Genomic DNA, 25851 nt, shown 5'->3' with positions numbered 1-25851 from the left:
CTCTATTCCTCGATAAGCTCCGTTTCAATAACCGTCTGACTGAGAAGGGTTTTGTGAACGGGGCATTTAGAAGCAATTTCTTTGAGTCTTCTTCGCTGCTCTTCATCCAAATCCCCCACAAGCTTCAGACGCTTACTCAAAACATCCAAATTACCCGGTTTCTCTACATCCACCATAAGGTCATCACTGTGTTTTTTGGAATAGGTAATATAGGCATAAACTTCCTGCAATGGCCATCCTTTACGTTCTGCATACAGCTTGAGGGTCATGACGGTGCAGGCTGCTAGGGCGGAAGATAGGAAATCATAGGGGCTAGGGCCAAAATCATCTCCTCCCACGCCACCAGGTTCATCTGCAATAAACGAATGCTTCGCCGTCTGAATTCGGGTGGTGAAATTATCATTTTCCACGTCCAAATGGGCCACCAATTGCTCACCCGCCACATCCAAAATAGCGGCATCTTGCTCTTTAAAATAACGCTTTGACCAAGCTCCGATCATCTGTCCGGCGTATTGGCTATCTTCCTTATTGCTCAGCAAATGATCTGCTCCGTCCAGGGTAATAAAACTCTTGGGATGAAAAGCACTTTTATATAATTCCTGAGCATTCTCAATCCCCACCGTCTTGTCTCCCGGGGAATGCATAATCAGCAGTGGTTTTCTCAGTTTATTCACCAAATCAGGCAAATTAGTTTTATCAAAATCCTCCACAAAGTCCTTATTAATCACAAAAGGTCTTCCTCCAATATCCACTTGGATTTCTCCCTGCTCAGGTATTTCGTCTATTGAATGGGAGAAAAGATGCTTTACATGGCTGACTGCGGCCGGGGCTCCCAAGGTCGCGATAGCCTTCACCTCAGGAAGCTTGGAGCCTGCCACCAAAACTGCCGCTCCGCCAAGAGAATGGCCCACAAGCAGTTCAGCAGCCTTATAATGGCTGGCCAAATAGTCATTTACCGCTATCAGGTCGGCCACATTACCAGAAAAATGACTCTCTGCAAACTCACCCTCGCTGCGCCCTAAGCCTGTGAAATCAAATCGTAAGACGCCGAAGCCATATTCCGTCAGTGCCCTACTGATATTCCTCACAGCCGACAGGTCACTGCTACAGGTAAAACAATGCGCAAAAATGGCAAATCGCTTCGCTTTTTGGTTGGGAGGAAGCTCCAAATACGCTTGCAAGGCCCTTCCTTGACTATTCTCAATTGATAACTTTATCCGGTTCATATTGAATTATTATTGTTTTCTAATGCAGGAAATCCCCTCTGGGTATAAAAATTAACAGTCTAATGAAGGCCTAATCTATTTGGCCTTCTCCCTTGCCATAAATCATTTTTTGAAATTAAATTATCTGCAAGGCTACTTAAAGAGTTCTTTCCTCTATAAGACTTTGATCAGCTATTAATTTACTAAATTTCAGCGGCTATCCCCTTTTATCCTCCAATTAAATAGAGCCATATTGGATTCATATACATAGCTCTACTGGCCTCAGCGAATATCGTTTATTGAGGATAGCTTTATTTTTTCCCAATACTTATAAAAAATGGAAGGTGAAAAACAGAGGCTTTATGGTCTTTTTATTTAGGTGAGAAATTTTAGGTTTCCTTTTAATTAACAGGTTCCTTATCGAGCAGGATCACTTTGGCCAAAACTCTATAAATGAGACTGTAAGCTGAAAATTTATTTCTAAGACAGACTGTTTCCTTAATGAATTTTCCCAGCTCCCTTCTGCATATAATCCTATAATAAACAAGTCAAAGGAAATATTTATAACATCATTACGGTTCAAATCCCTATATTTGCAGCCAAAGTTCTTTAAAATCATTTATCCATTACCAGTATAGGTCTCTGACGAAGGTCAGGGATAATAGGGAACCGTGTGAAAATCACGGGCTGTCGCGCAACTGTAAGTGTCGCTGAGGTTTTTGCCCATCGAGGTCCACTGTCCATAAATCTATGGATGGGAAGGACGGCAAAAATGACACAAGCCAGGAGACCTGCCTATAGGGACTTGTCCGAAGTGTCGGACAAGAATGACAATGCTTTCGCGGTTTGAAGCCCCTGTCAAGTATTCACACGATCCTTCTTCTCCTGGGACAGCTATGCCCAAGGGATCCGTATGTTTATTTTTCAGCCTATATTCATCCCCGATTCTTAAGTCATTTTCATGTTTAGCCAAGAGCTTTTAACAATTATTATTCATGTTAAAAGTTGAAAAACTATGCTAACGCACAATTTAGGTTATCCGCGAATTGGTAACCAAAGACAATTAAAAAAAGCTAGTGAAGCGTATTGGGCAGATAAAATCTCCCTCAATGAGTTGCTCCAAACGGGAGCCGAAATCAGGAAGGCAAACTGGGAGCTGCAGGCACAAGCAGACCTAGACCTCATCCCTTCCAATGATTTCTCCTATTATGATCAGGTATTGGATATGTCTCTGACCCTTGGGGCTATTCCTGATCGCTACCATCAGATCGTTACCGAGTTAAAAAAGCCAGAGTTGGATCTTTATTTTGCGATGGCCAGAGGCTACCAAAAAAATGGGCTGGACATCATCGCCATGGAGATGACCAAATGGTTTGACACCAATTATCATTATATCGTTCCTGAGTTTAATAAAAATCAGCAGTTTAAACTTTTCAGCACCAAAATTCTGGATGAATTTAAAGAGGCAAAACGCCTTGGGATCATCACCAAGCCCGTGATCCTGGGACCAATTTCCTACCTGTTATTGGGCAAGGAAAAGGAAAGTGGCTTCCACCGAATAGACCTGATTCAGCAATTAATTCCTGTTTATATCGACCTATTAAAAAAACTGGAAGCCTTAGGTGCTGGATGGGTGCAAATAGATGAGCCTTTCCTAGCTTTGGATTTAGATGAGAAGGCAAAAAAAGCCTATGAATTAGCCTATAAGGAAATCAAAAAAGCCTGTCCAAGCTTAAAGACCTTGGTGGCGACGTATTTTGAAACCATTGAGCAGAATCTGGACATCCTCTCCAATCTGCCAATATGTGGACTCCACATTGATCTGGTAAGAGCTCCACAGCAGCTGTCCAAGGTGTTGGACGCTATCCCTGCCAATCTTACGCTATCATTAGGTCTGGTGGACGGAAGAAATATCTGGAAGAATGACTATCAGCAGTCTTTGGAACTGATCCATACTGCCAGGCAAGCTAAGACCGAGGACCGTCTGATGATTGCTCCTTCTTGCTCATTACTTCATAGCCCTTGCGACCTAGACTCCGAAACGAAGGAAGACATCCTTGGGGCGGAGGTCAAAAATTGGCTTGCATTTGCGAAGCAAAAAATAAATGAGATCCATGAGCTCTCCCTCCTCTGCGCTGCACCTACCGAGGCAGGGAATAAGGCAATACTGGAGGCAAATGAAGCAGCGATCCAGAGTAAAAAGAGCGCTCCTTCCATCCATGATCCCAAGGTGAAAGCGGCTGTGTCCGCACTCCAGCCGGAAGACAGCCAGAGAAAGCAGGCATTTGAAATCAGAAAGAAAAAGCAGCAGGAGGAATTACGATTGCCCAATTTCCCGACCACGACGATAGGATCATTTCCACAGACAAAGGAAGTACGACAGTGGCGTTCGTTGCTAAAAAAAGGGGGAATGACTGAAAATCAATACCACCTAAACATCGAAAAAGCATCGAGCGAGGCTATCCGGTGGCAAGAAGAAATAGGCCTGGATGTCTTGGTACACGGTGAATTTGAAAGAAACGATATGGTGGAATATTTTGGAGAGAAGCTCGCTGGCTTTGCCTTCACTCAGAATGGCTGGGTGCAAAGCTACGGTTCTCGCTGTGTAAAACCTCCAATCATCTATGGCGATGTCTCCAGACCCGCTCCCATGACCTTATTTTGGACCAAATACGCTCAGTCGCTTACCAGCCTGCCCGTAAAAGGAATGCTTACTGGCCCAGTGACCATCCTTCAATGGTCATTTGTGAGAAATGACCAGTCCCGAAAGACCACCTGTCAGCAGATTGCACTAGCCATCAGAGAAGAGGTAAATGAGCTGGAGGAAGCAGGGATCAAGATCATCCAAATCGATGAACCTGCTCTTAGGGAAGGCCTGCCGCTCCATACTGCCAACTGGAAGGAGTACCTTGACTGGGCAGTGGAAGCCTTCAGAATCTCCGCTTCCGGGGTAAGTGACAGCACTCAAATCCACACTCATATGTGCTATTCAGAATTTAATGATATCATAAAACATATCGCCGCCATGGATGCAGATGTGATCACCATCGAGTGCTCGAGATCGCAGATGGAGCTATTAGAGGCCTTCGGCAATTTCAATTATCCTAACGATATCGGTCCCGGAGTCTATGATATCCACTCGCCTAGAGTACCGACCACAGAGGAAATGGTGGCCTTGATGGATAAGGCCAGCAAGGTAATTCCTGAAAAACAATTATGGGTCAATCCAGATTGTGGGTTAAAAACTCGCGCATGGGAAGAAACCAATGCAGCCCTAGTCAAAATGGTAAATGCTGCCAAAAGTTTGAGAGAAAAGGTCCCTGCTGCTCTGAGCAACTAGGTTACCTAAATACTAAAAGTGACTCTATTGAGTTGCTAAAATTTTAAACATTTTACCTTCCGGCCAGTTTCATTACTGGTCGGATTAGGTTTTTCCTAGCTGATTTTGATCACAAAAAGATAGTCTTTCCCCTAAAACGGTGCAGGACAACTCTTCCGAAAATAGTCAATTGGGGAAGTCGACTAGTGCAGCGCCATCAATAAAACGCTGCAAAAGGAATGACAGTAAGGCTTTTAGGGTCAACTTTCAACTGGTTTGGTACGGGCATAGCGTTCTTCATTTGGTTAAAACCCAATTTGGGGACGGCTGGCAAAAACTAAAGCAAATCATGAGTATAGTTAGAAATATGATCCACCAAAAGCGGCCCCATTTATAATTATAAGTTTTCATATGAGTATCAAGAAACTCCCTGAAGTAAAATACATTGCCCCTTTGAGGTGCTGGGATGTTTACGCGCAGACCCTTCTTCCCACCGCTCCGAACTGTCCGGTATCCCGGGATGAGAGAATCCTGAGGTACTTGGGAGCCAAGCACAAATGGCAAGGATTCCCCGCCTTGCGTCAGCATACATATGAGGCCCTTATCCTCACCGACCAGCACAATAAGATCATCTGGGTAAATGCAGGCTTCAAAAAAATGACGGGATATACTCCGCATAATGTAATCGGCAGATCTCCGAAAATATTGCAAGGCCAACTTACCTCGCCTCAGGCACTTAAGCGATTCAGTGCTTTACTAAAAAAAGAAATGCCCTTTACTACCAAGATATTAAACTATCGTAAAAACCAATCTACGTATATTTGTGAGATTGAAGTATTCCCATTAAGAAACCAATCCGGGGAAATCTCGCATCATTTAGCATTGGAAAAAGAACTATGACCACGATAGAAGATAAGATCAAAAAAGCAGAAACAAGAGTATTTAAGGCTGTATTTCCGAATACAGTAAATCATTACGACACCTTATTTGGTGGCACAGCCATGCATATGATGGATGAGGTAGCCTTTATTGCCGCCACCCGATTTAGCCGGCAGCGCATGGTGACCGTAAGTAGTGACAAGATAGATTTCACTGTACCAATTCCTGCGGGTACCATCGTCGAGCTGGTCGCTCATATTGTACATCTGGGCACCACAAGTATGAAGGTGCAGGTGGATATTTATATTGAGCAGATGTATGCTGAAGGACGAGAAAAAGCCATTAGCGGTACATTTACCCTTGTGGCGATCGACGAACACAAAAAGCCTACTAAGATAATCAAATAGCTCAGGCTTAAGATAAGCGCTGACGCTCAAAAAAAATGGCTGTCCCAAACGGATCAATAGGAAAGATCAGTTTGGGACAGCCATTAGTTTTTATATGATCAGGAACGATTCCACGGTCCTGTGATGGCCAGTGTCAAACCTGCACCTTGAATATTTACAAAATAAGTTTTACCATCAGGCGCAAAAACACCCCCAGCAAACTCGGTTTTATAGCCCGTATTTTCGGCCAATTTATAGTATTTACCTTCCGGGGTAATCCCCACCACAAAAGGATGCTTATCATCTTCGCATAAGATCAGATCGCCCCATGGAGCAATCGCCACATTATCACAGCTCTTCAGGATTTCCTTATCATTGGGCTCAGCAAAAAGCTCGAGAAGCCCACCCTCTTCCTGGGGCTCACCCTCCTTGCCTCCTGGAGTATATTTGAATATCTGGCCGGCAGAGATCTCTCCACCATTGGTACACGCAAAATAAAGCTCAGCATCGCCAAACCATATCCCCTCGCCTCGAGCAAAAACCGCTGCTCCTTGCTCAAAACCCCTATATCTAAGGTCATCTTCGGGAGAATCAACCTCATCCATATCTACCCACTCCACCTTCAGTCCTTGGTTGATCGGGAACTTTGGGCCTTCGCCATCTTTCCAGTTACGTGTATCTCTTCCCTTTTCCCCTTTTATTGCCAAGGCTTGAAGCTTCCCACCCTGGTCGAGTTTGCCGGGAACATTCGGGATGAATCTATAAAACAAACCATCGCCTCTATCCTCGGTAAGGTACACTATGCTTGTCTTCGGGTCCACCGCCACAGCTTCGTGGTTAAACCTACCCATTTCCTTAATAGGTTTAGCCTGCTGCAAGTTTGATTGGTCCTCTGCCATCACCTCGAATACATAGCCATGGCGCTTCGCGAGCCTTCCATCGTAGTCTCCGGGCATCACCGTGGATTCCTCACAGGTCAACCATGATCCCCAAGGACTAACTCCTCCAGCACAGTTTCTAACCGTCCCCCCTAAGCTAAGGAAGTCTTTTTCCACTTCCTGACTGGCCGGATTATACACCAGTGTGGTCGTCCCACCCAGGCCTGGCAACTTATCATTTTCGTATAGCTTGGCCTTCACTCCGGAGGCAAGCTTCTCATTGGACCTGCCAAAGGCTCCTTTTTCCATATCATCAGGGCTGATTTCATGGTTTCGGACAATGATCACCCTTCCGTCTTTGCCGGCAAAAGTTCCCATCCCATCGGGGCTTCCCGGCGTAAGCAAGCCATCCGTCATCAAGTCACCTTGCCGGCTGATTACCTTATAATTAAATCCTTTTGGCAAATTCAATATTCCCTCCGGGTCGGGCATCAGAGGGCCATATCCTGCCTCTATATCCGCCGCTCCAAGCCCATACGCTGGCTGCACAAAATGATACAATCCCATAAATCCTATGCTCGCCAATCCTGACTTTTTCAAAAATGAACGTCTTCCAGGCTTATTTAAATTTTTCATATCTAAAATTTTGGTTGAATCTACTACTATTGCTATTGATAAATCTCTTCTGTCAGATTGTGTTTTTATTAAGTTTTCTATGAACCTGCCCTTCTTTAATAGAAAACCCGCAGAGAAATATTCGGGCCATTCCAAGCCCCTAAAAAGCCTATAATTTCAATTGAAGAAGGTTTTAAGACAGCCTAAATTATCTTCAGGAGGAAATGGGCATCAATAACTTCTCCTATGAGATTTCACAGACAGGACGACCGATATCCTCTATCCACAATGAAATATAATCAATGCTTGAGAGCAATAAAGAAAAGAGGGCGGGATACTTGAAAATTTAAAGGCATAAAAAAACCCGGTCGGGAATTACCGACCAGGTTTTTCAGGAAAATTAAAAGAAAACCAAATAAAAAAATTTAACGAATTGCTCTCACCAAGGTGGCCATATAAACCCACTTCTGGTCTCGAGAGCTTAACCCCTCTTCCATTGCCTTTTGCTGCTCCTCACTAGCCTCCATATCGGTATATTCCATGGAGGTAAAAAACTGCAGATAATCTTTATAGAAATTCAAGGTCATATGGGTATATTCTGCTTCGCTACCCATGGGCAATGCGGTTCGCAAAAACATCCATCTGCCCATCATATTAGCTTGAATTTTCTTCTGATGATAAGGAAGATATAAATCTTCCTCCACATGCTCATATTCACTAAATCTACCCTCTGCAGCTCTCATCAAATCAAATGAGGCTAATACACCGGGCTGCATTTTAAAACTATCATCGGTAGAAGCGACTTGAACCATATATGCCCTTCGGGCTAGATCCCTATTGGACATTATTCCATCAACAACATTAGCGATCTCCAATTCTGTTAATGACTCACCGTAAGCCTTCTTTGCATAATTAAGGAAATTAGTGTCAGTCATCCCGTTCATCATCTTCACCGGATCCTTATAATAAGTAACCGTGATGTACTGAAAATCCCCCTCATTATCCCCAGACTGTAAAGACCACAAATCCCAACCCACAATATCACCTTCCTTCACCGCCTCATGATAAATCTTCTCTAAAAAATCCCTGTTCTCTGAATAATCCACCATCTGACTTGATGATACCTTTACAAATTCAATAACCATGTAAGTATCCCCCATTTGACGGGCTTGACTGAGGCCATGGATACTCATAAAAATTAAAATTAAGGAAAATAACTTTTTCATATCCTGGGTGTTTTGGGTTTATTGTTTTCGACTCTTGGAACTCTATCAATATAATAATTTATTCTGTATAATTAAAAAAGAAAAAAATAAAATTGGATAAAATTGCAAAAACCATCAATAATCACCAAAAATATTCTGAAATAGCAATTTTTAGTCACTTTTATTAAGGGTACCTAAACAAAACCCCTTAAAAAATATACAAACCGTTGATTTATAGCATAGAATCACCTCTTTAAAGTAATCTATAGCTTATAAAAGGTCCACTTTATAGAAAACGAGAACTGGTAGTATCTTCTCCCAAATGAAGCACTTTTTGGTGCAGGTTTGTCTTCAGGTAATGTGCCAAAATGGGTGCAGTATCAGACACGGGTTTTACAGGCTGAATAAGTGAGATCACCGTCTCGACAGAGTGAATTTCCTCTGATTCGTCCACAAATCCATAAGCGCAAAGCACGCCTTCCTCAAAATAGATGGCGGCATGCTCTCCATGCTTTCTCCCCATCTCCCGAATCAGGAGTTTGGACCTATCCTTATCGGCTTCCTCAAAGCAACTTTGAACCCGCGCATTATAAGTATCGGCGGCTTCTTCTCCGCAGCAGGCCCCCTGGCACTTGCCCACCTTATGGTCATAGCAGGCTCCGGCGGTTTTCTGAACGCCACATAGCTTAGGACAAAGGCTATATTTCTCGATTTTCTCCAGCAGAAATGACCAAGCTTCATGATGAGAACGGAACTTCAATTCTGGCCTGGCATTTCTCGTGATTTTACCCACCTGAAAGCGCTCCAAGCCTGCACCATCCTGATACCTATAGATACCCCAGGTGGATTCTTTTACTTTTTGGGCTCGGTTATATTTTGGCCAGTGTTTTTTGATCTCCAGCGCCTCCACCAACAGCGCTAAAAACTCACTACCGGTGAGCTCATAACTAATATCATAAATGGCGGTTTTTAGGCCTTGCTTACCTTTACTCGCTCCCGTAAAGTGCCCTTTGAAGCGGCTTCGGATATTAGTGGCTTTTCCCACATAAATTACCTTGCCCTTTTCATCATGAAAAAAATACACGCCTGGTTCCTCAGGCAAAGCCAAAAACTGCTCCTTGCTGATATTGGGAGGAAGAAAAGCTTCTCCGGAATTACGCTTCATCATCTGCGAGATCACCTTCTCCTCATCATATTGGATCAGCTGGGAGAAGAGCTCTGCCGTGGCAGCCGCATCCCCATAAGCGCGGTGTCTCGCCTCGATTCCTATCCCTCGCTGCTCGCATAATCTCCCCAAACTGTATGAGCCCATGCCGGGAAATATCTTCCTGCTGAGCCTTACCGTACATAATTTAGGTCGATCAAATTCCACTCCTACCCGAGCAAATTCTGCCTTTATAAATTGGTAATCAAAATTGACATTATGCGCTACAAAGACCTTATCCTCTAAGAATTCATAAAATTCTGCCGCAATATCCTCAAAATAAGGTGCATCTGCCACCATATTCTGATCGATGCCAGTAAGTCCCGTGATAAAACCCGGAATAGGGCAATTGGGATTGATGAGCGTGGTATAGCTATCTAGAATTCGCTCCCCATCATGGGCTATCGCCGCCACTTCGGTGATTCTATGCCGCTGACCAAAACCCCCAGTCGTCTCTATATCGACTATTGCAAATATCATTTACTTTCCCCTCTTTTAATTTTACAGTTCAATTTTAATGAATTGTCAATCATAATAACGAATTTTGACTATAAATGTCACAGAAATTACTAGTTGACATGTCAAAGTAGGATTACCTCATTAATCAATACTCCCCATGCAAGACCTTCAAGCCTGGCAGTCAGCCATACGACAAAACACCAAAAACTTTACTGATGCCTTTATGGATTTGGAGGAAGAAGCCTTATTTCAGCAAACAACCCCTAACCAATGGAGCATTGGTGAGATCATCCAGCATATAAGCCTTATCAATAAAAGCTATTTTCCTATTTTTCAGGAAATTCTGGATGGACAATATCATAAACCCTTTATAGGCAAAATTAGTTTTCTAACTAAGGCCCTTGGCAATACGATTTTGAAGTCTGTCCAGCCAGACAATCCAAAAAAGGTGAAGACAGTATCCCTCTGGGATCCTTCCAAAACCACCACTTCCCTCACCAAGGAGCAGTTGTGGGAGGATTTCCTTGCCCAGCAGGCTCTACTCATCGACTGGGCTGACTTACTCTTGCCAGCACTAAATAGAGGTCAGGTGATCCACAGTCCCGCCAATAGGCTGATCGCTTACCCGCTCCAAACGGCCCTCCACATTCTTGAGAAACATGAGCAAAGGCATTTCCAGCAAGCCATGGCCCTAAGGAGCAAATTAGTTGAATAAGCCTAAACCCCTGGGCTCAAAGAGGCAAAGGATTTGGACTCAGGATAAATACCAAAAAAAATAACACATCCTTAACATTTTATTATAATTTTAACCCTCATTTAGCTTTCACTCAAATCTACTTTTGATGACAGAGATTAGAAATAACTGGACCAGAGAAGAAATCAAGGCCATCTTTGATATGCCCATCATGGAGCTCATGTACAAGGCGGCGACCGTTCATAGAGAATACAATGACCCTACTGAGGTGCAGGTCTGCACTTTATTGTCTGTAAAAACAGGGGGCTGTCCTGAGGACTGCGCTTATTGCCCGCAGGCAGCTCGCTATCATACCGAGGTAAAAGTACATAAGTTACTACCTGTACAGGAAGTAATCCAGAAAGCTGCCGAGGCGAAATCCGCAGGGAGCACCCGATTCTGCATGGGAGCAGCCTGGAGAGAAGTCAGAGACAATAAGGACTTCGACAAGGTGCTCGACATGGTAAAAGGCGTCAATAATATGGGAATGGAAGTGTGCTGTACCCTCGGGATGCTTAGTGAAGAACAAGCCCAAAAACTAAAGGATGCAGGTCTATATGCCTACAATCATAACCTGGACACCAGCGAAGAACACTATAACGAAATCATAACCACTCGAAATTACGATGATCGACTGGGCACGCTGGACAATGTCCGCAAGGCTGATATTTCAGTATGCTCAGGAGGCATTATCGGACTTGGTGAGAATCTTGATGATCGGGTGGGCATGCTACATACCCTGGCCACCCTACCCTCCCATCCAGAGTCCGTTCCTGTCAACGCCCTTGTGCCTGTGGAAGGCACGCCACTGGAAGACCAGGAAAGAGTGTCTGTTTGGGAAATGGTGAGGATGATCGCTACCGCAAGGATCATTATGCCCAAAGCCATGGTGAGACTTTCTGCCGGTAGAGTACGAATGAATACCGAAGAGCAAGCCCTGTGTTTTATGGCTGGAGCAAACTCCATCTTCGCCGGAGATAAGCTGCTCACCACCCCAAATCCCGAGGTGGATATGGATAAGCAGCTATTCCAAACCCTGAACCTCAAACCTCGCAAGGCCTTCAAGGGTCAGGAAATCGAAGCATAAGCGCTCTCTCTGCATATACGTGGATTAGAGAGCTGTCCTTCACTCAGAAGTGGATGGAGCTATATAAGGATATTAGTTCTGGTCAAAAATCAGACAAATCTTAACCTTCTATATAGGAGCTATTTTTCTAAATTTAGAATCTAAAGAATTCTGATCCTGACCAAAAGTGAGTAAAGTATCGTAGAGGGAAATTTCGTTAATTAACGAGGATTCTTTTGCTATAGTAAGGAAAGGACTAAAGCTCATAGCGCATATAAAATCAAAAAGGGTAAGGCTAAAATAGATAGCCTTACCCTTTTTATTTGGTATAAACAATGCGCCTTAACACATTCTACTTAGTGGTCAATTAGCGATTTACCTAAATTCATCCTTAGGCTTTTTTGCCCATTTTCTTAATATGATTTTCCTTAATCACTCTTCGTAGGATTTTGCCGACATTTGACTTAGGAAGCTCATCTACGAAATACACTTCTTTTGGCACCTTATAATTGGTGAGGCATTCCCGGCATTGTCCGATGATTTCTTCGGCGGTGAGGGATTTATCAGAAGGCACCACATAGGCGATGACCCTTTCGGTGGAGCGCTCATCAGGCATTCCGATGACACCTACCTCCAGCACTTTCTCATTGGCAGCGATAGCATCTTCCACCTCATTGGGATATACATTAAATCCAGAAACCAGGATCATTTCCTTTTTACGATCCACAATCTTGGAATAGCCATCCTTATCGGTCACACCAATATCGCCAGTTTTCAGCCAATCGCCATGCATCACCTCGGCCGTTTCTTTTGGTCTTCTCCAGTATCCCTTCATTACCTGTGGTCCCCGGATGCAGATTTCTCCTCTTTCGCCGACAGGCAATTCTTTTCCATCATCATCGATCACCATCAGCTCAGTATTTGGCAGCGGCATACCTATAGTCCCTAATCGCTCGGTGTCATCTATTGGATTGCAACAGGCCACGGGGGAGGTCTCGGTAAGTCCATACCCCTCCGCAATGGGTACACCGGTAACTTCTTTCCATTTCTCTGCCACATACTTCTGCACCGCCATTCCTCCGCCTACTGCCACTTTGAGAGAGCTGAAGTCAAGGCTTCTGAAGCTTTCCTGATTCAGCAGGCCGTTAAATAGGGTATTCACACCAGTAATCACGCTAAATTTATGCGTTTTCAGGTCCTTACAGAAGGCCTTCATATCCCGAGGGTTGGTGATGAGAAGATTATGAGCGCCAATTTTCAACATGGCAAGGCAGTTTACCGTAAGGGCAAAAATATGATATAGAGGCAAGGCCGTCACGACCATCTCCTGCCCTTCGACCAATTTGGGCCGCATCCAAGCGGAGATCTGCTGCATATTGGCAATGATATTTCCATGGGTCAACTCCGCACCCTTAGACACGCCAGTGGTACCTCCGGTATATTGCAGGAAGGCAGTATCGGAGAGTTTTGATTCCACAGGATCTAAGGTAAGCGAACGCCCGGTTTTTAAGGCTGCATTTAGCTTGATGGCGGTGGGAATGCTATAGCTAGGCACCATTTTTTTGATATGCTTTACGACCAGGTTCACAATGGTCCCCTTCAGTCCACCTAACATATCCCCAATTTCGGTGATGATGATATTTTTTACTTTGAGCTTGGGAAGAATGCTCTCCAGATTATGGGCAAAATTAGAAACAATCACCAAAGCAGAAATATCCGCATCCTTAAACTGATGCTCCATCTCGGGGGAAGTATAGAGAGGATTAGTATTCACCACGATAAGGCCTGCACGCAAGGCTCCAAACATCACCACGGGATATTGCAGCAGGTTTGGCATCTGAATGGCTATCCGCTCTCCAGGCTTGAGTTTGAGGCTTTGCTGCAGGTAAGCGGCAAAATCACGTGACAATTCATCCACCTCCACAAAGGAAAGCGTCTTGCCCATGCATTCATAAGCAATAGCATTTCCATATTTCCTGACACACTCTTCAAAAAGTCCCACAACACTGGGGTAAGCTTCCACATCCACTTCCTTAGGAACTGACTTGGGATAATGTTTAAACCATGGAAAGTCTTTCATCATTTATTTATTTCGGGTTTGGCGGTTTAAATGGATCACCCTTTGGTGATCACCGCAATCAATAGAAGTAGGGTCGCATTTGCAAAGGTTCTTTTCGTCTCCAATTCTAAATAGTAAAAGAGATGATTCCTGCACTTTCAATAATAATATAAATTAAATCTCACTGTAAAAAAAGATTTTGTAATCAGTAAACGGTCTTTTGCAAAACCAAGTTATAAATTTATCACTTCCAATCCTCCCTACCAATCGTTATAACAACAATACTAAAATTATTCCAAAGAAGTTATATTGAGGTAATCCTTCATAATAATATTTTTACCCAATAATATTCGTATAAAAATATATGATAAAGAGTATTTTTGGAGAACAAAGAATTTTATCAATGAATAATTGCGAGTACATTTATGGCACAAAATTCGTTAGCTCCTTTAGCTAAATTGGAAAACCGATCCTCAATGAAAACAAAACTATACTTACTGACCCTCTGCCTCCTAGCTCCTATCACTATGGTGCTTGCGCAAACTGACTCGATGAAAGTTTCGCTAGAGCAGGCACTAAAGCAGGATTTGCTAAAAAGCATTCAGCTCAAAACGGACTCCCTGGATGATCAGTTGGGGACTCGTCTTCAGGACCTAGACCAACGTATCCAAATGCTGGATCAGTCCCTAAATATAAATAGTAGTGAAGCCCAGAAAATCGACAAGCTTATTGAACGGGTAAAATTGATCGAGGATTTCCAGCAGGCCGAAAAGGATGCCGAACTCAATATATACCAGGGTAATTACCAGTCAGCAGTCATCAACCTGGTGTCCATGGAAAGAGAATTGAGGCCCCTGATCCTTTTTGATGCCGCCAGAGACTTCTTTATGACCCTCAACTCCATAGGCAATCCCACCCAATATCAGGGTTTCACTAACTGGTACAAGGGGTTTCAGACTTATGTAGAAGAAAATAAAAGTGAAAGTCCCACGCTCTCTGTGGTTTCTAATCTGGTAAGCCTAACCGGTGATCTCTCTGCGGGGACGCCTATCTTCGGCACCTTCTCCCAAGCGCTATTTATGGGCATGTCCAACTATATCGAAAATATTGGCAGCAGCAAAAAAGACCGAAAACTCAGAGACCAAAGTCAGGAAATGTTTGAATTGGTGGCCGAACTGGGACAATATACCAATGATAAAAACCTGATCGAAACCGAATGGGAATCCATTGATACTGAGCTAGAAGAACTCAAAGAACTTTACGCCCAAAATCTTGACAAAAACTTAAAAATATTGGGTATTGACAAGAAAGAGTTTGAAGGAAAATATAGCAACGAAAATGATGCGAATAAGCGCTACGAATACCTCAATGAACTTACCAGCCTTATCGCTGGAAGGGTAAAAACAGAGCGTGAGACCAATCCTAAGAATTGGAAAAACACCTTCTATAATGAAATGGCGGAAATTCAATCTCTTAAAATCCGCTTTGGGGGCATCACCTTCCGCATCAGTGAGAATATCAGCAAATACAATGGGCTAATCGCCAAATACAAAAATGCTAAGCATGTTGGCTTACGGATGAATGACCTTGAGAACAAGCTAAACAATCTAAAAAGTGCCTTTGATACAGCCTTCAACCCGCTGGAATATATCAATTCGGCCAACAAAATGTATAAGGTCGATTAAGCTGGCCTCAGTATAGTATGTACCATTGGTGGACTGGGAACTCCCATAATTACCACTCATAAAAAGAGCCTCGATAGATCTATCGGGGCTCTTTTTTGTTAAAGCTAATTGTATGTCAAATCAGCTATTACTTTTGCTGCTCGCAGCAAATAATAATAAATACTAAAGGCGCATGGATAATAGGCCAGGCGCAAAACAGCACCAATAGCGTTGTCCTATTCCTGATCTTCCTTCAGTCTGATTTTTAGTTGTTTTATACGCTCAACAATCGACTGGCCAGTCACGTCCACATTGACGGAAGTAGCTTTCAGAAAATCGAGGATTTCCCCTTTATGCTCACGGAGCTTGCCATCGTTTAGGCCAACATACTTCAGGGTGGTCCACATTACATTCTTGAGCTCTTCCAAAGAATCATCCAGCATATAATATTCCACCATGAGGGTATTGTCATTATACCATAATATACGGCTGCGGATACGAACCCACTCCCCAACCATGGCGGGTTTTACATAGGAGATATTATGATTATAAACTACCCAAGCGGCTTGATATTTTTTGATCATCTCAAACATCTCCACTCCATACAGCTTCGGCACCTGGTCTTCCCGGGCATTGAAATAATAGTCAAAATACTTGGCATTATTCAAATGGCGCAAGGGGTCACAATCTTGAAATCGAATCAATGACCTACTTTCAGTCTCCTTGGAATAATGTTTTTCAGGGTTATATTCAAACATGGTAAAAATATTTTTTTATATAAAACACTTCATTTAATACCGCTCTTTGAGGATCTGCATATGGTGTAAAAAGTGCCCAGGAATGATATTCATGAGTGCTCTTACACTAGTAGTATAGCCATTTGCCGAGCCCGTGTATGTCAGGGCGTCCGGGGACAGGCTTCGGAAGAAATTGCGAATTACAAATCTCGTAAGCTCAAAGTCCTCCAACAAAAGTGCCAGTGGCTGGTCATTGAAATTACCCTTTGCCACATATTCCTCCTGGTCCATACTTGGCAGGGATTGCTTCTCCCCTCTGGCGATGCACAATGCTCGGTAAAGCATGACTTTTTCGGTATCATTGATATGACCTATAAGCTCCTTTAGGCTCCATTTTCCTTCCTCATAGCTTTGAGCAGCTTGCTCCTCCTTCATTCCCTCGAAATACTGACGAAGGTCCTCCACCTGGGATAGCATAAGCGCATCCAGATCTCTCCCTCTTACTTTGCTGATATAGGTTTCGTAAAACTCCCCATATTCACCTTCGCTAGGCACTAATCGCTCATTCATATAAAAGTATTTTTCTTTCCCAATTTTGATTATAAATTTAGCCCAATCAATATCATAAAAAAGCCATAATGAAGAAAATTTTAATCACCCTCAGCCTTTTACTGGCCTTCACAGAATACAGTTCAGCCCAAATCATACATCGTAACCCGACCATTGAGAAAATGGTTCAGGAGATATCTACAGATAATTTAGAGAAGAACATTCACGGATTAGTAAGTTTTGGTACCCGCCATTCGCTCAGCGAAGACCAGGAAAGCAGAGGCATAGAAGCCGCCAGACACTATGTATTGGAGCAATTCCAGTCCTTCATCCCCGCCTCCGAAGGAAGGCTAAGCGCCAAAATCGATTACTTCACCATAGAGGCTGATGGCCGGCGTATCCCCGAAGATGTCACCATGGGAAATGTCATGGCTACGCTAAAGGGAACAGATCCAGAAGATAACCGTGTCATCATAGTCAGTGGACATCTGGACAGCAGGGTATCTGAAATAATGGATGCCGAGCAAGACGCCCCCGGCGCCAATGATGACGGCTCTGGCGTGGTAGCCTTAATAGAAATGGCACGGATCATGAGCAAAAACCCACTATCTGCCACAGTGATATTCGTTGCGGTATCCGGTGAGGAACAAGGCCTCAAAGGCGCCGCTCACCTCGCTCAAAGGGCGAAAGAAGAAAACTGGAACCTTATCGCCATGCTTAATAATGATATGATCGGAAATAGTGCCTCCAGCGGAACTCTCCTGCGCGACAATACTAGGGTACGGGTTTTCAGCGAGGGTGTTCCTCTAAATGAAACCGAGGAAATGAAAAAACTCAGGCAATATACCAATGGCGAAAATGACAGTAAATCGAGACAATTGGCTCGATATATTAAGGAAGTCGGAGAGCGGTATGTGGACCAGCTAGAAATAAAATTGATTTACAGAAACGACCGGTTCCTGCGAGGTGGAGACCATACTCCCTTTTCGAGAGAGGGATTTACCGCTATCAGGATGTGTGAATTCAATGAAAACTACCATCAGCAACATCAGGATCTCAGAACCGAAGAGGGCGTAATATATGGAGATACGCCTGAGCATATCGATTACGAATATTTAAGAAAAAACACCGCCGCCAACCTGGCTACCCTGGCCAGCCTCGCCATGTCTCCATCCGTACCACAGGAAGTGGGTATAGACGTTAGCGAGCTCAGCAACAGCAGCAAACTCCAATGGAAAGCCCCTAAAAATGGTCAGGCAAAGGGATATTATATACTGATGCGGGAAACGAGTGCGGCCATGTGGGAAAAGAAATTCTATACCACCGAGACCACGTACACGCTTCCTTATTCGAAGGACAACTACTTTTTTGCGGTGCAGGCTGTGGGAGAAGGAATGACCGAAAGCCTACCTGTCTTCCCTGCGCCAGCACGGTAAAAGACGTTGATTTTGCAGACTTGATTTAGTCATCCCATCAAAAAATATTAACTTTAGCAAACCCAGCACGTTGATACGTTATTATCTGCAAAGGGAACGAAGGTCAGAGCATCCTCTAGAGGGCGACTCTGACCTTCGGCTATTTACTACTTTATTGGGGATTGAGAAATGAATCCTCCCTTTTTGTAAGTGATTTTAGGACGACAAAATAAACCATTCGATATGAATCCATTATTGGAAGAATTTAAAACGCCATTTAATACTGCTCCATTTGACCAAATAAAAACCGAGCACTTTCTTCCGGCCATCACAGAGGCTATCGCTGAGGCAAAAAAGGAAATAGAAAGCATCAAAACCAGCCTTGAGCCTAACTTCCAATCGATAATTGTGGCGCTAGACCAAGCTGGAGAGCGATTAAACATCATTTCGGGCATATTCTTTAACCTCAATGCTGCGGAAACGAACGACGATATCCAAAAGTTGGCACGAGAAATATCGCCACTTTTGACCGCTCACTCAAACGATATACTTCTGGATACGGAGTTATATGCCAGAGTAAAAGCCATCCACGATCAGAAAGATTCCTTGCAGCTTGATGAAGAGCAGGCTACCCTTCTGGAAAAAACATATAAGTCGTTTGTTCGCAATGGAGCAAACCTTAGTGAAGAGCAGAAGATTGAGTTGCGCGAAATAGACGCTGAATTATCTCAGAAGAGCTTAGCCTTTGGAGAAAATGTACTTGCCGAAACCAATAAATACCAGCTAGTAATAGATCAAAAATCGCAGCTGGCGGGCTTACCTGATAGCATTGTGGAAGCTGCAGCCCATACAGCGGAAGAAAAAGGCTTGGAAGGAAAATGGGTCTTTACCCTGGCTTTCCCGAGTTATATTCCTTTCATGACCTATGCCGAGGATCGTGAACTTCGCAAGGAGCTATTTATGGCCTATAATACGAAGTCTTGTAAAGGAGATGAGCTGGATAATCAGGAGATTATTCGTGAAATATTACAGCTTAAAAATCGCCGTGCAAAACTATTGGGCTATTCCAGTTATGCCCATTTTGTGCTAGAGGAAAGAATGGCTCAAAACCCCGATCAGGTGGTATCTTTCCTGGAGGACTTATTAGAAAAAGCACGTCCGCGAGCAAAGGAGGAATTAGAAGAACTCACTGCTTTCTCCAAGCAAATCGGCGGTCCTGAGACCCTCCAAAAATGGGATTTTGGTTTCTATTCCGAAAAACTTAAAAAAGCTAAATTCGAGGTCGATGATGAATTGACCAAGCCTTATTTTGAATTGGAGAATACCATCACCGGAGTCTTCAAAACAGCCGAAAAACTTTATAATTTAGAGTTTGTCAAAAACCCAGAAATCCCTGTTTATCATCCGGAGGTGACCGCTTACGAGGTAAATGACAAGAATACAGGAAAGCATATTGCGGTATTCTATGCTGACTTTTTCCCGCGGGCGGGCAAGAGGAATGGAGCTTGGATGACCGTATATCAAAGCCAGTCGAATATCGATGGCCAGGAGAAACGACCACATATTTCTATCGTGTGTAACTTTACTAAGCCCACCAAGAGCAGCCCCTCCTTACTTACTTTTAATGAGGTGACGACCCTTTTCCACGAATTCGGCCATGCCTTACACGGCATGCTGGCCAATGGAACTTACAGCTCTCTTTCCGGCACCAGTGTGTATTGGGACTTTGTGGAATTGCCTTCCCAGATATTCGAAAACTGGTGTTATGAAAAAGAGTGTCTGGATTTATTTGCCAAGCACTATAAGACAGGAGAAAAAATTCCTGAAGAATTGATTGAAAAGATCAAAAAGGCGAGCAATTTCCATCAGGGCTATCAAACGATGAGGCAGGTAAGCTTTGGGCTGTTAGACATGACCTATTACTCCAGCGACCCTGCATCGATCGACACCATTCCTGCTTTTGAAAAACAAGCAATGGCCCCTACGAGCCTATTACCGGAGGTGGAAGGCACCCTGATGTCCACTTCATTTAGCCATATTTTCCAGGGAGGATATTCAGCAGGTTATTACAGCTATAAGTGGGCGGAAGTCCTTGATGCAGATGCCTTTGAATTGTTTCAGGAAAAAGGGATTTTTGACAGCCAGACTGCCGAGTCCTTCAAAAATAATATTCTGTCAGCAGGAGGTAAGGTGCACCCTTCCATTCTTTATAAAAGATTCCGTGGCAGAGAACCTAAGCCTGATGCGCTACTGAAAAGGGCGGGCTTAATAAAATAAAAGGATCTACAGTCGATGATAGTGAAGGCTCAATTTGCTATCATCGACTTAGCACCTTCATCCATTACCCAATATTCCCCCAGTCAAGTCTTAAATACCCATTGAAAATTTGGCAAGAAATCACAGTTAAACGAGGGTTTAAATTTCCGAATTCAACATAGAAAACGTATTCCAATTACCAATAATGTAATTTTTAATGTTTTTTGTTAAAATATTTTGAAAATGAACGTTCATATAGTAATTTTGAATCATCAACAAAGACAAAAGGTCTTGTTACACAATGTGAGGTGATGGAATTTTGGCAAACATGCCCTCCGGTCTCGAGGGTGGGGAGTCGTGGATAAAGCTAACATGGAGCTCGTGTTTTGCCTAACTACCCCTTGGAGGTTCGAGTCCTCCCCTTACAGCTAGGTTATTTTGGGTTTATTGTTAATTGACTAAAGCTATGAGATCTTGTTTCATAGCTTTTTTTTTGTAAAAAATTTATCGGTCCCCGCTAACTCTCCTCCATAAACCTTTGTCTGGTATTAATCCCACTTATAAAGAATCCCTCTCCTATTCCTTTCCAATCCCTCCGTAATTTTCCAAATAAAATCCCTAAATTCCACTTTCGATAGCTAATCAAACCGTACTATGAAAGAGACTAAATCAGGATTTTTGACAAAAATAAACGAGAACCCTTCACGCTTAGATTTAATGGAAAAAGGGGCCGGAAAGCGGGAAATTGAAATTGATGAGAGCAAGTTTGACCTTGACACTGCCAAGCAACTTATAGGCTTTTCGGTTCAGGTAGAAATAGAATATGACAAAGCCATAGCAATCAAAAAAGAACAATAATGCTTACGCTATCCTAGCTTGCTGAGTGATTTCCGAATAGGTATGTTCCATTCTAAAAAGAGCAGAATTAGAGAGAAAAATACTGCTTTTCTTATCTATTGAGATCCAATTTTACTAGATATTCATCACAACGCACTTCTAATAGGAAGCAAGCGCTTCTGAACCCCAAAAAACGGCCTTGTCCCCAGTTCCAGTAGCTAAAACACTCCTTTGGAAAAAGCTAAAAAATCAAATTGAGTATCTTATACCATAAAAATGAAGGAGCCCTATCCTATGGGGCTCCTTTATTGATTATACTATTCCATTATCACTCCCCCATAATTTGAGAGTACAAGGGTCATTAGTCAAAAGGCCTAGTTGGTTGGAACAACGGTCCTCTCCATTTCTGTAACCGAAAAAGCCCCGAAATATCCTAAAGCTGTATCACCGAAATTCGAAAGAGGATTAGAAGGGGCTACGCCACCTCCATCAATCACATCCACCAAGGTTCGGTAATAATCAAAGGTATCTTCATTTAGATGATGTAGCTGCAAAGAAACTACATCGCCCGGCTTCAAGGTATGAGGAAAATCATAATCCTGGGAGTTGCCATCGGTGTATTTATCATCTGCGAGCCATAAGTTATCATCTTCGATCAGGTCTCCATCAAAGTCAAAAACATACACTTCTCCATTGACTAAAACCGTGAATCGGTAATAATCACCCAATCCCTCAGGATCGGTAAAATAGGCCCTGAAATAATAGCCTTCTTTATAAAATAGCGACTCTTCCTCATATCTGAAAGAAATGCTATCAATGGGAACGGCTAGCTCTGGCATTTCACTCACAGCGGTGTAAAACGCACCATTTGCTTCGACCTCCAGACGGTAAGTACTTCCTCTTTGGCCTTGAAGGTCGCTTGTCTGATAGATTCCCGGCTCCACTTCTTCCAGCAGATTCGCATATCCATTATCATCAGAGATTCTCACCACAGCCCCTGACACTGCAGGAAACACATTATCATCATAAAAACCAACGGACTCCGATAGTTTTACGGTATAAGGCCCTGCCTGATCGGTTAATGTTCCTTCGATCACAATTTCGGGATCTGCATTATCCAAATCCAATTCGATCACTTCTTCACAAGAAAAAAGCAATAAGGCACTGACGATTGTTAATATCCAGTAGGTTCTCATGGTTATTTAAATCTAAAATTATAAGTCACAGAAGGCAAGATGCTGAATAGCGATACTTTAACCGCCTCCGTTTTGGTGGCGTCATTGGGATTCTCTCTAAAGTTTACAATGAACGCATTCTTACGTGCATAGGCATTGTACACGGAGAAGTTAAGGTCTGACTCAAACTTCGCCGTACTCCTTAGCTTGAGTGTAGCTCCCAGATCTAAGCGGTTATAGTCTGGCAGCCTATTATTATTTCGCTTTCCATACCTATTGATCACCTCATCCTCAATCTGATATTTCCCTACCGGGAAAGTAATGGCATTCCCCGTATAGTACACAAAAGACGCTGACAAGGTCCATTTAGGGTTTAATTTATATATCCCCACCACAGACAGGTCATGTGGTCGATCCCAACTTGCAGGATACACCTGGCCATAATCCACTCCGTCAAATTTACGCTCCGTCTTGGAATAGGTATAACTCACCCAGCCGGTAAGATCTCCGGTATTTTTCCGAAGGATAAATTCAGCTCCATACGACCAACCTTTGCCAAACAGCAATTGCGACTCCACGTTTTCGTTAAACACCAGTTCCGCACCTGTCCGATAATCGACCTGATTTTGCATATTCTTATAATACACCTCCACGGATCCCTCATAGGTATTGTCCTCTAGGTTCCGGAAGTAGCCCAAGGCAATTTGATCGGCTATCTGCGGCCTTACATTATTACTCGATGGAATCCACAAATCTATAGGAGTCCCCGAATTGGAATTAGACACTAAATGTAAGTACTGACGATTTCTTCCATAGGAAGCCTTCACCGAGCTTTCATCATTCATCACATAGGTCAGTCCTAGTCTAGGCTCTAGTCCACCGTAAGCCTTGACTATCTCCCCACTTTTGTAATCCTGAGTATCAATGATGTCACCATCTTCATCATAGGTAAAAACTTCCCCAGGTCCTACTTGAGCAAACCAGGAATACCTTAAACCTGCATTAAGGTTTAGTTTTGGTGAAAATTCAATATCCTCAGAAATATAGGCTGCGGTCTCCCATGCATATTTCCGTTGTAGCTTTTGCTCATTGATATAAGAGCCGTCCACGGGAATGATTTCGCCCGGAACAAAATTATGACGAATGACGCTCAGCCCAAACCTTAAGGTGTTTTGAGGATTTATATAATATTCAAAGTCCTCCTTAATGCTCCAGTCACGGATGGCAGAGGTGACCTTAAACCCATTATTTTCGGAATCATCTTCATCACCATAGATATTTACATCATAATTATAATCACTAAATACTGCAGTGGTATTCAGGAAAAGGCGGTCATTAAACAGGTGATTCCATCGGACGGTACCCGTAGCATTGCCCCAATCAAATCCAAAGACATCTGCAAATCCAAAATTATCCCTTCCAAAGTACCCGGAAACAAAAACTCTATCCTTGTCACCCAACCTATAATTTGCCTTAGCATTCAGATCATAAAAATAAAGGGTCGAACTGTTCAGATCTTTATTATTGGAAAGACCAAGGAACAAATCCACATAAGTTCGCCTTCCAGACAGCACAAAGGAACCCTTGTCCTTGACAATAGGTGCCTCGACAGTGGCCCGGCTGGAAATCAGGCCAATCCCTCCCTGGGCAGCAAACTTCTTGGTATTCCCCTCTTTCATCTTGATATCCAGGACAGAAGAGGCCCGCCCGCCATACTCAGCAGGAATATGCCCTTTATAGATCGTAAGATCCTTAATCGCATCAGAATTAAACACCGAGAAAAAGCCCAAAAGGTGGGAGGCATTATATACTGGTGCTTCATCCAGCAGAATCAGGTTTTGGTCGGCGCTTCCCCCGCGAACGAAAAATCCTCCGCCTCCTTCATCCCCTTTGATACCGGGCAATAACTGGATGGTCTTGATGATATCCTTCTCTCCAAAAACCACAGGAATAGCCTCCACCTCACGCATATCGAGTTTATTGACACTCATTTGAGTGGAACGGACGTTTTCGTCCTCAGGATCAGCACTGACGACCACCTCCTGAAGTTCGGTGGACTCTGGCACCAATTCTATATCGATAGTTCTTGCCTGATCGAGAGTGACCTTGGTGCTTTGGGATTCATATCCGACATAGCTAAAGGTCAGCATATAATCGCCAGAAGGCACGGTAAGGGAATAGAAGCCATACACATTCGTCGTGGCGCCATTGCTAAGTTCCTGAATATAGACCGTGGCCCCAATCAGGGTCTCACCGGTTCCGGCATCAGAAACGGTTCCTTTTATGGTAAATTTGCCTTGCCCAAAAGCCGATGCACTAAGGCATATACACAGAGCTATCAGCAAAATTTTAGGAATAACCCGACAGCATCGGATCATTTTAATTGTCTTTTTCATTATGGTGAATTTTCTTCAAAAATTTATAACCCATTAAATACAAAGATGTTTAAAAACTAACAGTTTGAAATTGATGCACTACCAATCACATTTTCCTTTAGGGTGAACGACCGCTCGATACCAGAAGATTCCTTGTGACTTACTTGGAACAGGTAATGGGTAAAGGAAAAACCTTTCCATAATTTCTGTTCAAAATTACAAATTCTTTTTAGTCTAAACCATGTTTCCATCCCGAATGAGTTTTATAAATAAATTCTAAGTACTGCTTTAGTGGTCGCCCAAGGCTTTTTAAGCCATTTTTACTTCCGTTCCTTATTAAGACACTTTAGTTGTCTTTATCCCTGATCATTTTATTGATTTTTAGAAAAAATAATAATTCAAGGATTGAATATGATCTGGAAAGTGGAAATCAATCACCATTAGGTAGAAGTGAATAGGCTAGAATAAATTAAGAGAAGGCTGTTAGACATAAAAAAAGGCGGAACCTGTCTCGGGTCCGCCTTTTCAAAAAACCTGCACCATCAAATAATGGACATTATTTAGAATTAAATCACAGGTGAAAAATGTTACCATTTTCAAAAATCACTAAAACTGCTGTATGGCAAACAGAACATAATATCAACCACTGGCTACATGACGATTATCATCATCACTACCGTCAGCCATGCGATTGCTGACCCGGCCAGAAACATTTTAAAATTGCTTTCGCTTTTCATTTTTAGGTTATTTTCTATTAATTTAGAAAACTTTGACCGGAAAAGCAAGAAAGAAACCATTTATAACGTACTATCCAGCAATATATTATAAGCACCAC

The 25851-nt window shown here is 43.1% G+C and carries 18 protein-coding genes and 1 riboswitch; of the genes, 9 read left to right on the top strand and 9 right to left on the bottom strand.

Annotated elements, in window-relative coordinates; all coding sequences use genetic code 11:
• Positions 1 to 2: 2 nt before the first annotated feature.
• Positions 3 to 1226 carry a bifunctional alpha/beta hydrolase/OsmC family protein gene (locus B050_RS0107705; RefSeq protein WP_018473330.1) on the bottom strand — a complete coding sequence of 408 codons (1224 nt, stop codon included), beginning with the start codon at positions 1224 to 1226 and terminating at the stop codon, positions 3 to 5.
• A gap of 598 nt (positions 1227 to 1824) precedes the next feature.
• A riboswitch (cobalamin riboswitch) is annotated at positions 1825 to 2018 on the top strand.
• Between the two features lie 202 nt (positions 2019 to 2220).
• Between B050_RS0107705 and metE the strand changes: the two genes are divergently transcribed.
• The 3 genes from metE to B050_RS0107690 all read left to right on the top strand — a co-directional run bounded on the left by metE (position 2221) and on the right by B050_RS0107690 (position 5810).
• Positions 2221 to 4545 carry a 5-methyltetrahydropteroyltriglutamate--homocysteine S-methyltransferase gene (metE, locus tag B050_RS0107700; protein ID WP_018473329.1) on the top strand — a complete coding sequence of 775 codons (2325 nt, stop codon included), beginning with the start codon at positions 2221 to 2223 and terminating at the stop codon, positions 4543 to 4545.
• A gap of 390 nt (positions 4546 to 4935) precedes the next feature.
• Positions 4936 to 5424, top strand: a complete 489-nt coding sequence (locus B050_RS22105; protein ID WP_018473328.1) for a PAS domain-containing protein — start codon at positions 4936 to 4938, stop codon at positions 5422 to 5424.
• Positions 5421 to 5810, top strand: coding sequence for an acyl-CoA thioesterase (locus B050_RS0107690; RefSeq protein WP_018473327.1), 390 nt, complete (start codon positions 5421 to 5423; stop codon positions 5808 to 5810). Before B050_RS22105 ends, B050_RS0107690 begins: the two co-directional genes overlap by 4 nt.
• A gap of 98 nt (positions 5811 to 5908) precedes the next feature.
• Here the strand turns inward: B050_RS0107690 and B050_RS0107685 are convergent, their stop codons facing one another.
• From B050_RS0107685 to B050_RS0107675, 3 genes are all read right to left on the bottom strand, one after another.
• Entirely contained in the window at positions 5909 to 7303 is a 1395-nt protein-coding gene (locus B050_RS0107685; RefSeq protein ID WP_018473326.1) for an alkaline phosphatase PhoX, read from the bottom strand.
• Between the two features lie 404 nt (positions 7304 to 7707).
• Positions 7708 to 8508: a hypothetical protein gene (locus B050_RS0107680; protein ID WP_026235727.1), complete on the bottom strand. Its 801-nt coding sequence runs from the start codon at positions 8506 to 8508 to the stop codon at positions 7708 to 7710.
• Between the two features lie 265 nt (positions 8509 to 8773).
• Complete coding sequence (locus B050_RS0107675; protein WP_018473324.1) at positions 8774 to 10171, bottom strand: exonuclease domain-containing protein; 1398 nt, start codon at positions 10169 to 10171, stop codon at positions 8774 to 8776.
• Positions 10172 to 10307: 136 nt separating this feature from the next.
• Between B050_RS0107675 and B050_RS0107670 the strand changes: the two genes are divergently transcribed.
• Positions 10308 to 10865 carry a DinB family protein gene (locus B050_RS0107670; protein ID WP_018473323.1) on the top strand — a complete coding sequence of 186 codons (558 nt, stop codon included), beginning with the start codon at positions 10308 to 10310 and terminating at the stop codon, positions 10863 to 10865.
• A 127-nt stretch (positions 10866 to 10992) separates the two neighbouring features.
• Positions 10993 to 11970: a biotin synthase BioB gene (bioB, locus tag B050_RS0107665; RefSeq protein WP_018473322.1), complete on the top strand. Its 978-nt coding sequence runs from the start codon at positions 10993 to 10995 to the stop codon at positions 11968 to 11970.
• Between the two features lie 370 nt (positions 11971 to 12340).
• On the opposite strand, the gene B050_RS0107660 is transcribed toward bioB, so the two are convergent.
• Positions 12341 to 14029, bottom strand: a complete 1689-nt coding sequence (locus B050_RS0107660) for an AMP-binding protein (protein WP_026235726.1) — start codon at positions 14027 to 14029, stop codon at positions 12341 to 12343.
• Positions 14030 to 14484: 455 nt separating this feature from the next.
• Between B050_RS0107660 and B050_RS0107655 the strand changes: the two genes are divergently transcribed.
• The gene (locus tag B050_RS0107655; protein ID WP_018473320.1) at positions 14485 to 15693 is read left to right on the top strand and encodes a hypothetical protein; all 1209 of its coding nucleotides are present in this window, start codon (positions 14485 to 14487) and stop codon (positions 15691 to 15693) included.
• 215 nt (positions 15694 to 15908) lie between these two features.
• On the opposite strand, the gene B050_RS0107650 is transcribed toward B050_RS0107655, so the two are convergent.
• The gene (locus tag B050_RS0107650; RefSeq protein ID WP_018473319.1) at positions 15909 to 16430 is read right to left on the bottom strand and encodes an acyl-CoA thioesterase; all 522 of its coding nucleotides are present in this window, start codon (positions 16428 to 16430) and stop codon (positions 15909 to 15911) included.
• 33 nt (positions 16431 to 16463) lie between these two features.
• Complete coding sequence (locus tag B050_RS0107645; protein WP_018473318.1) at positions 16464 to 16979, bottom strand: DinB family protein; 516 nt, start codon at positions 16977 to 16979, stop codon at positions 16464 to 16466.
• Positions 16980 to 17047: 68 nt separating this feature from the next.
• On the opposite strand from B050_RS0107645, the gene B050_RS0107640 reads away from it, so the two are divergent.
• From B050_RS0107640 to B050_RS0107630, 3 genes are all read left to right on the top strand, one after another.
• Positions 17048 to 18394: a M20/M25/M40 family metallo-hydrolase gene (locus tag B050_RS0107640; protein ID WP_018473317.1), complete on the top strand. Its 1347-nt coding sequence runs from the start codon at positions 17048 to 17050 to the stop codon at positions 18392 to 18394.
• A gap of 222 nt (positions 18395 to 18616) precedes the next feature.
• Positions 18617 to 20650, top strand: coding sequence for a M3 family metallopeptidase (locus B050_RS0107635; RefSeq protein WP_018473316.1), 2034 nt, complete (start codon positions 18617 to 18619; stop codon positions 20648 to 20650).
• A gap of 633 nt (positions 20651 to 21283) precedes the next feature.
• Positions 21284 to 21487, top strand: a complete 204-nt coding sequence (locus B050_RS0107630) for a hypothetical protein (RefSeq protein WP_018473315.1) — start codon at positions 21284 to 21286, stop codon at positions 21485 to 21487.
• Between the two features lie 353 nt (positions 21488 to 21840).
• Here B050_RS0107630 and B050_RS0107625 read toward each other — a convergent pair whose 3' ends face one another.
• A complete protein-coding gene (locus B050_RS0107625) occupies positions 21841 to 22662 on the bottom strand; it encodes a DUF4249 domain-containing protein (protein WP_018473314.1) in 822 nt (273 codons plus the stop codon).
• 2 nt (positions 22663 to 22664) lie between these two features.
• On the bottom strand, positions 22665 to 25037 hold the full coding sequence (locus tag B050_RS0107620) for a TonB-dependent receptor (protein WP_083923245.1): 2373 nt from the start codon (positions 25035 to 25037) through the stop codon (positions 22665 to 22667).
• Positions 25038 to 25851 lie beyond the last annotated feature (814 nt).

The organism is Echinicola pacifica DSM 19836 (assembly GCF_000373245.1).
Taxonomy (GTDB): domain Bacteria; phylum Bacteroidota; class Bacteroidia; order Cytophagales; family Cyclobacteriaceae; genus Echinicola; species Echinicola pacifica.
Note: the sequence above shows the minus strand (reverse complement) of the source record. Positions and strands in the feature narration are given on the sequence as shown.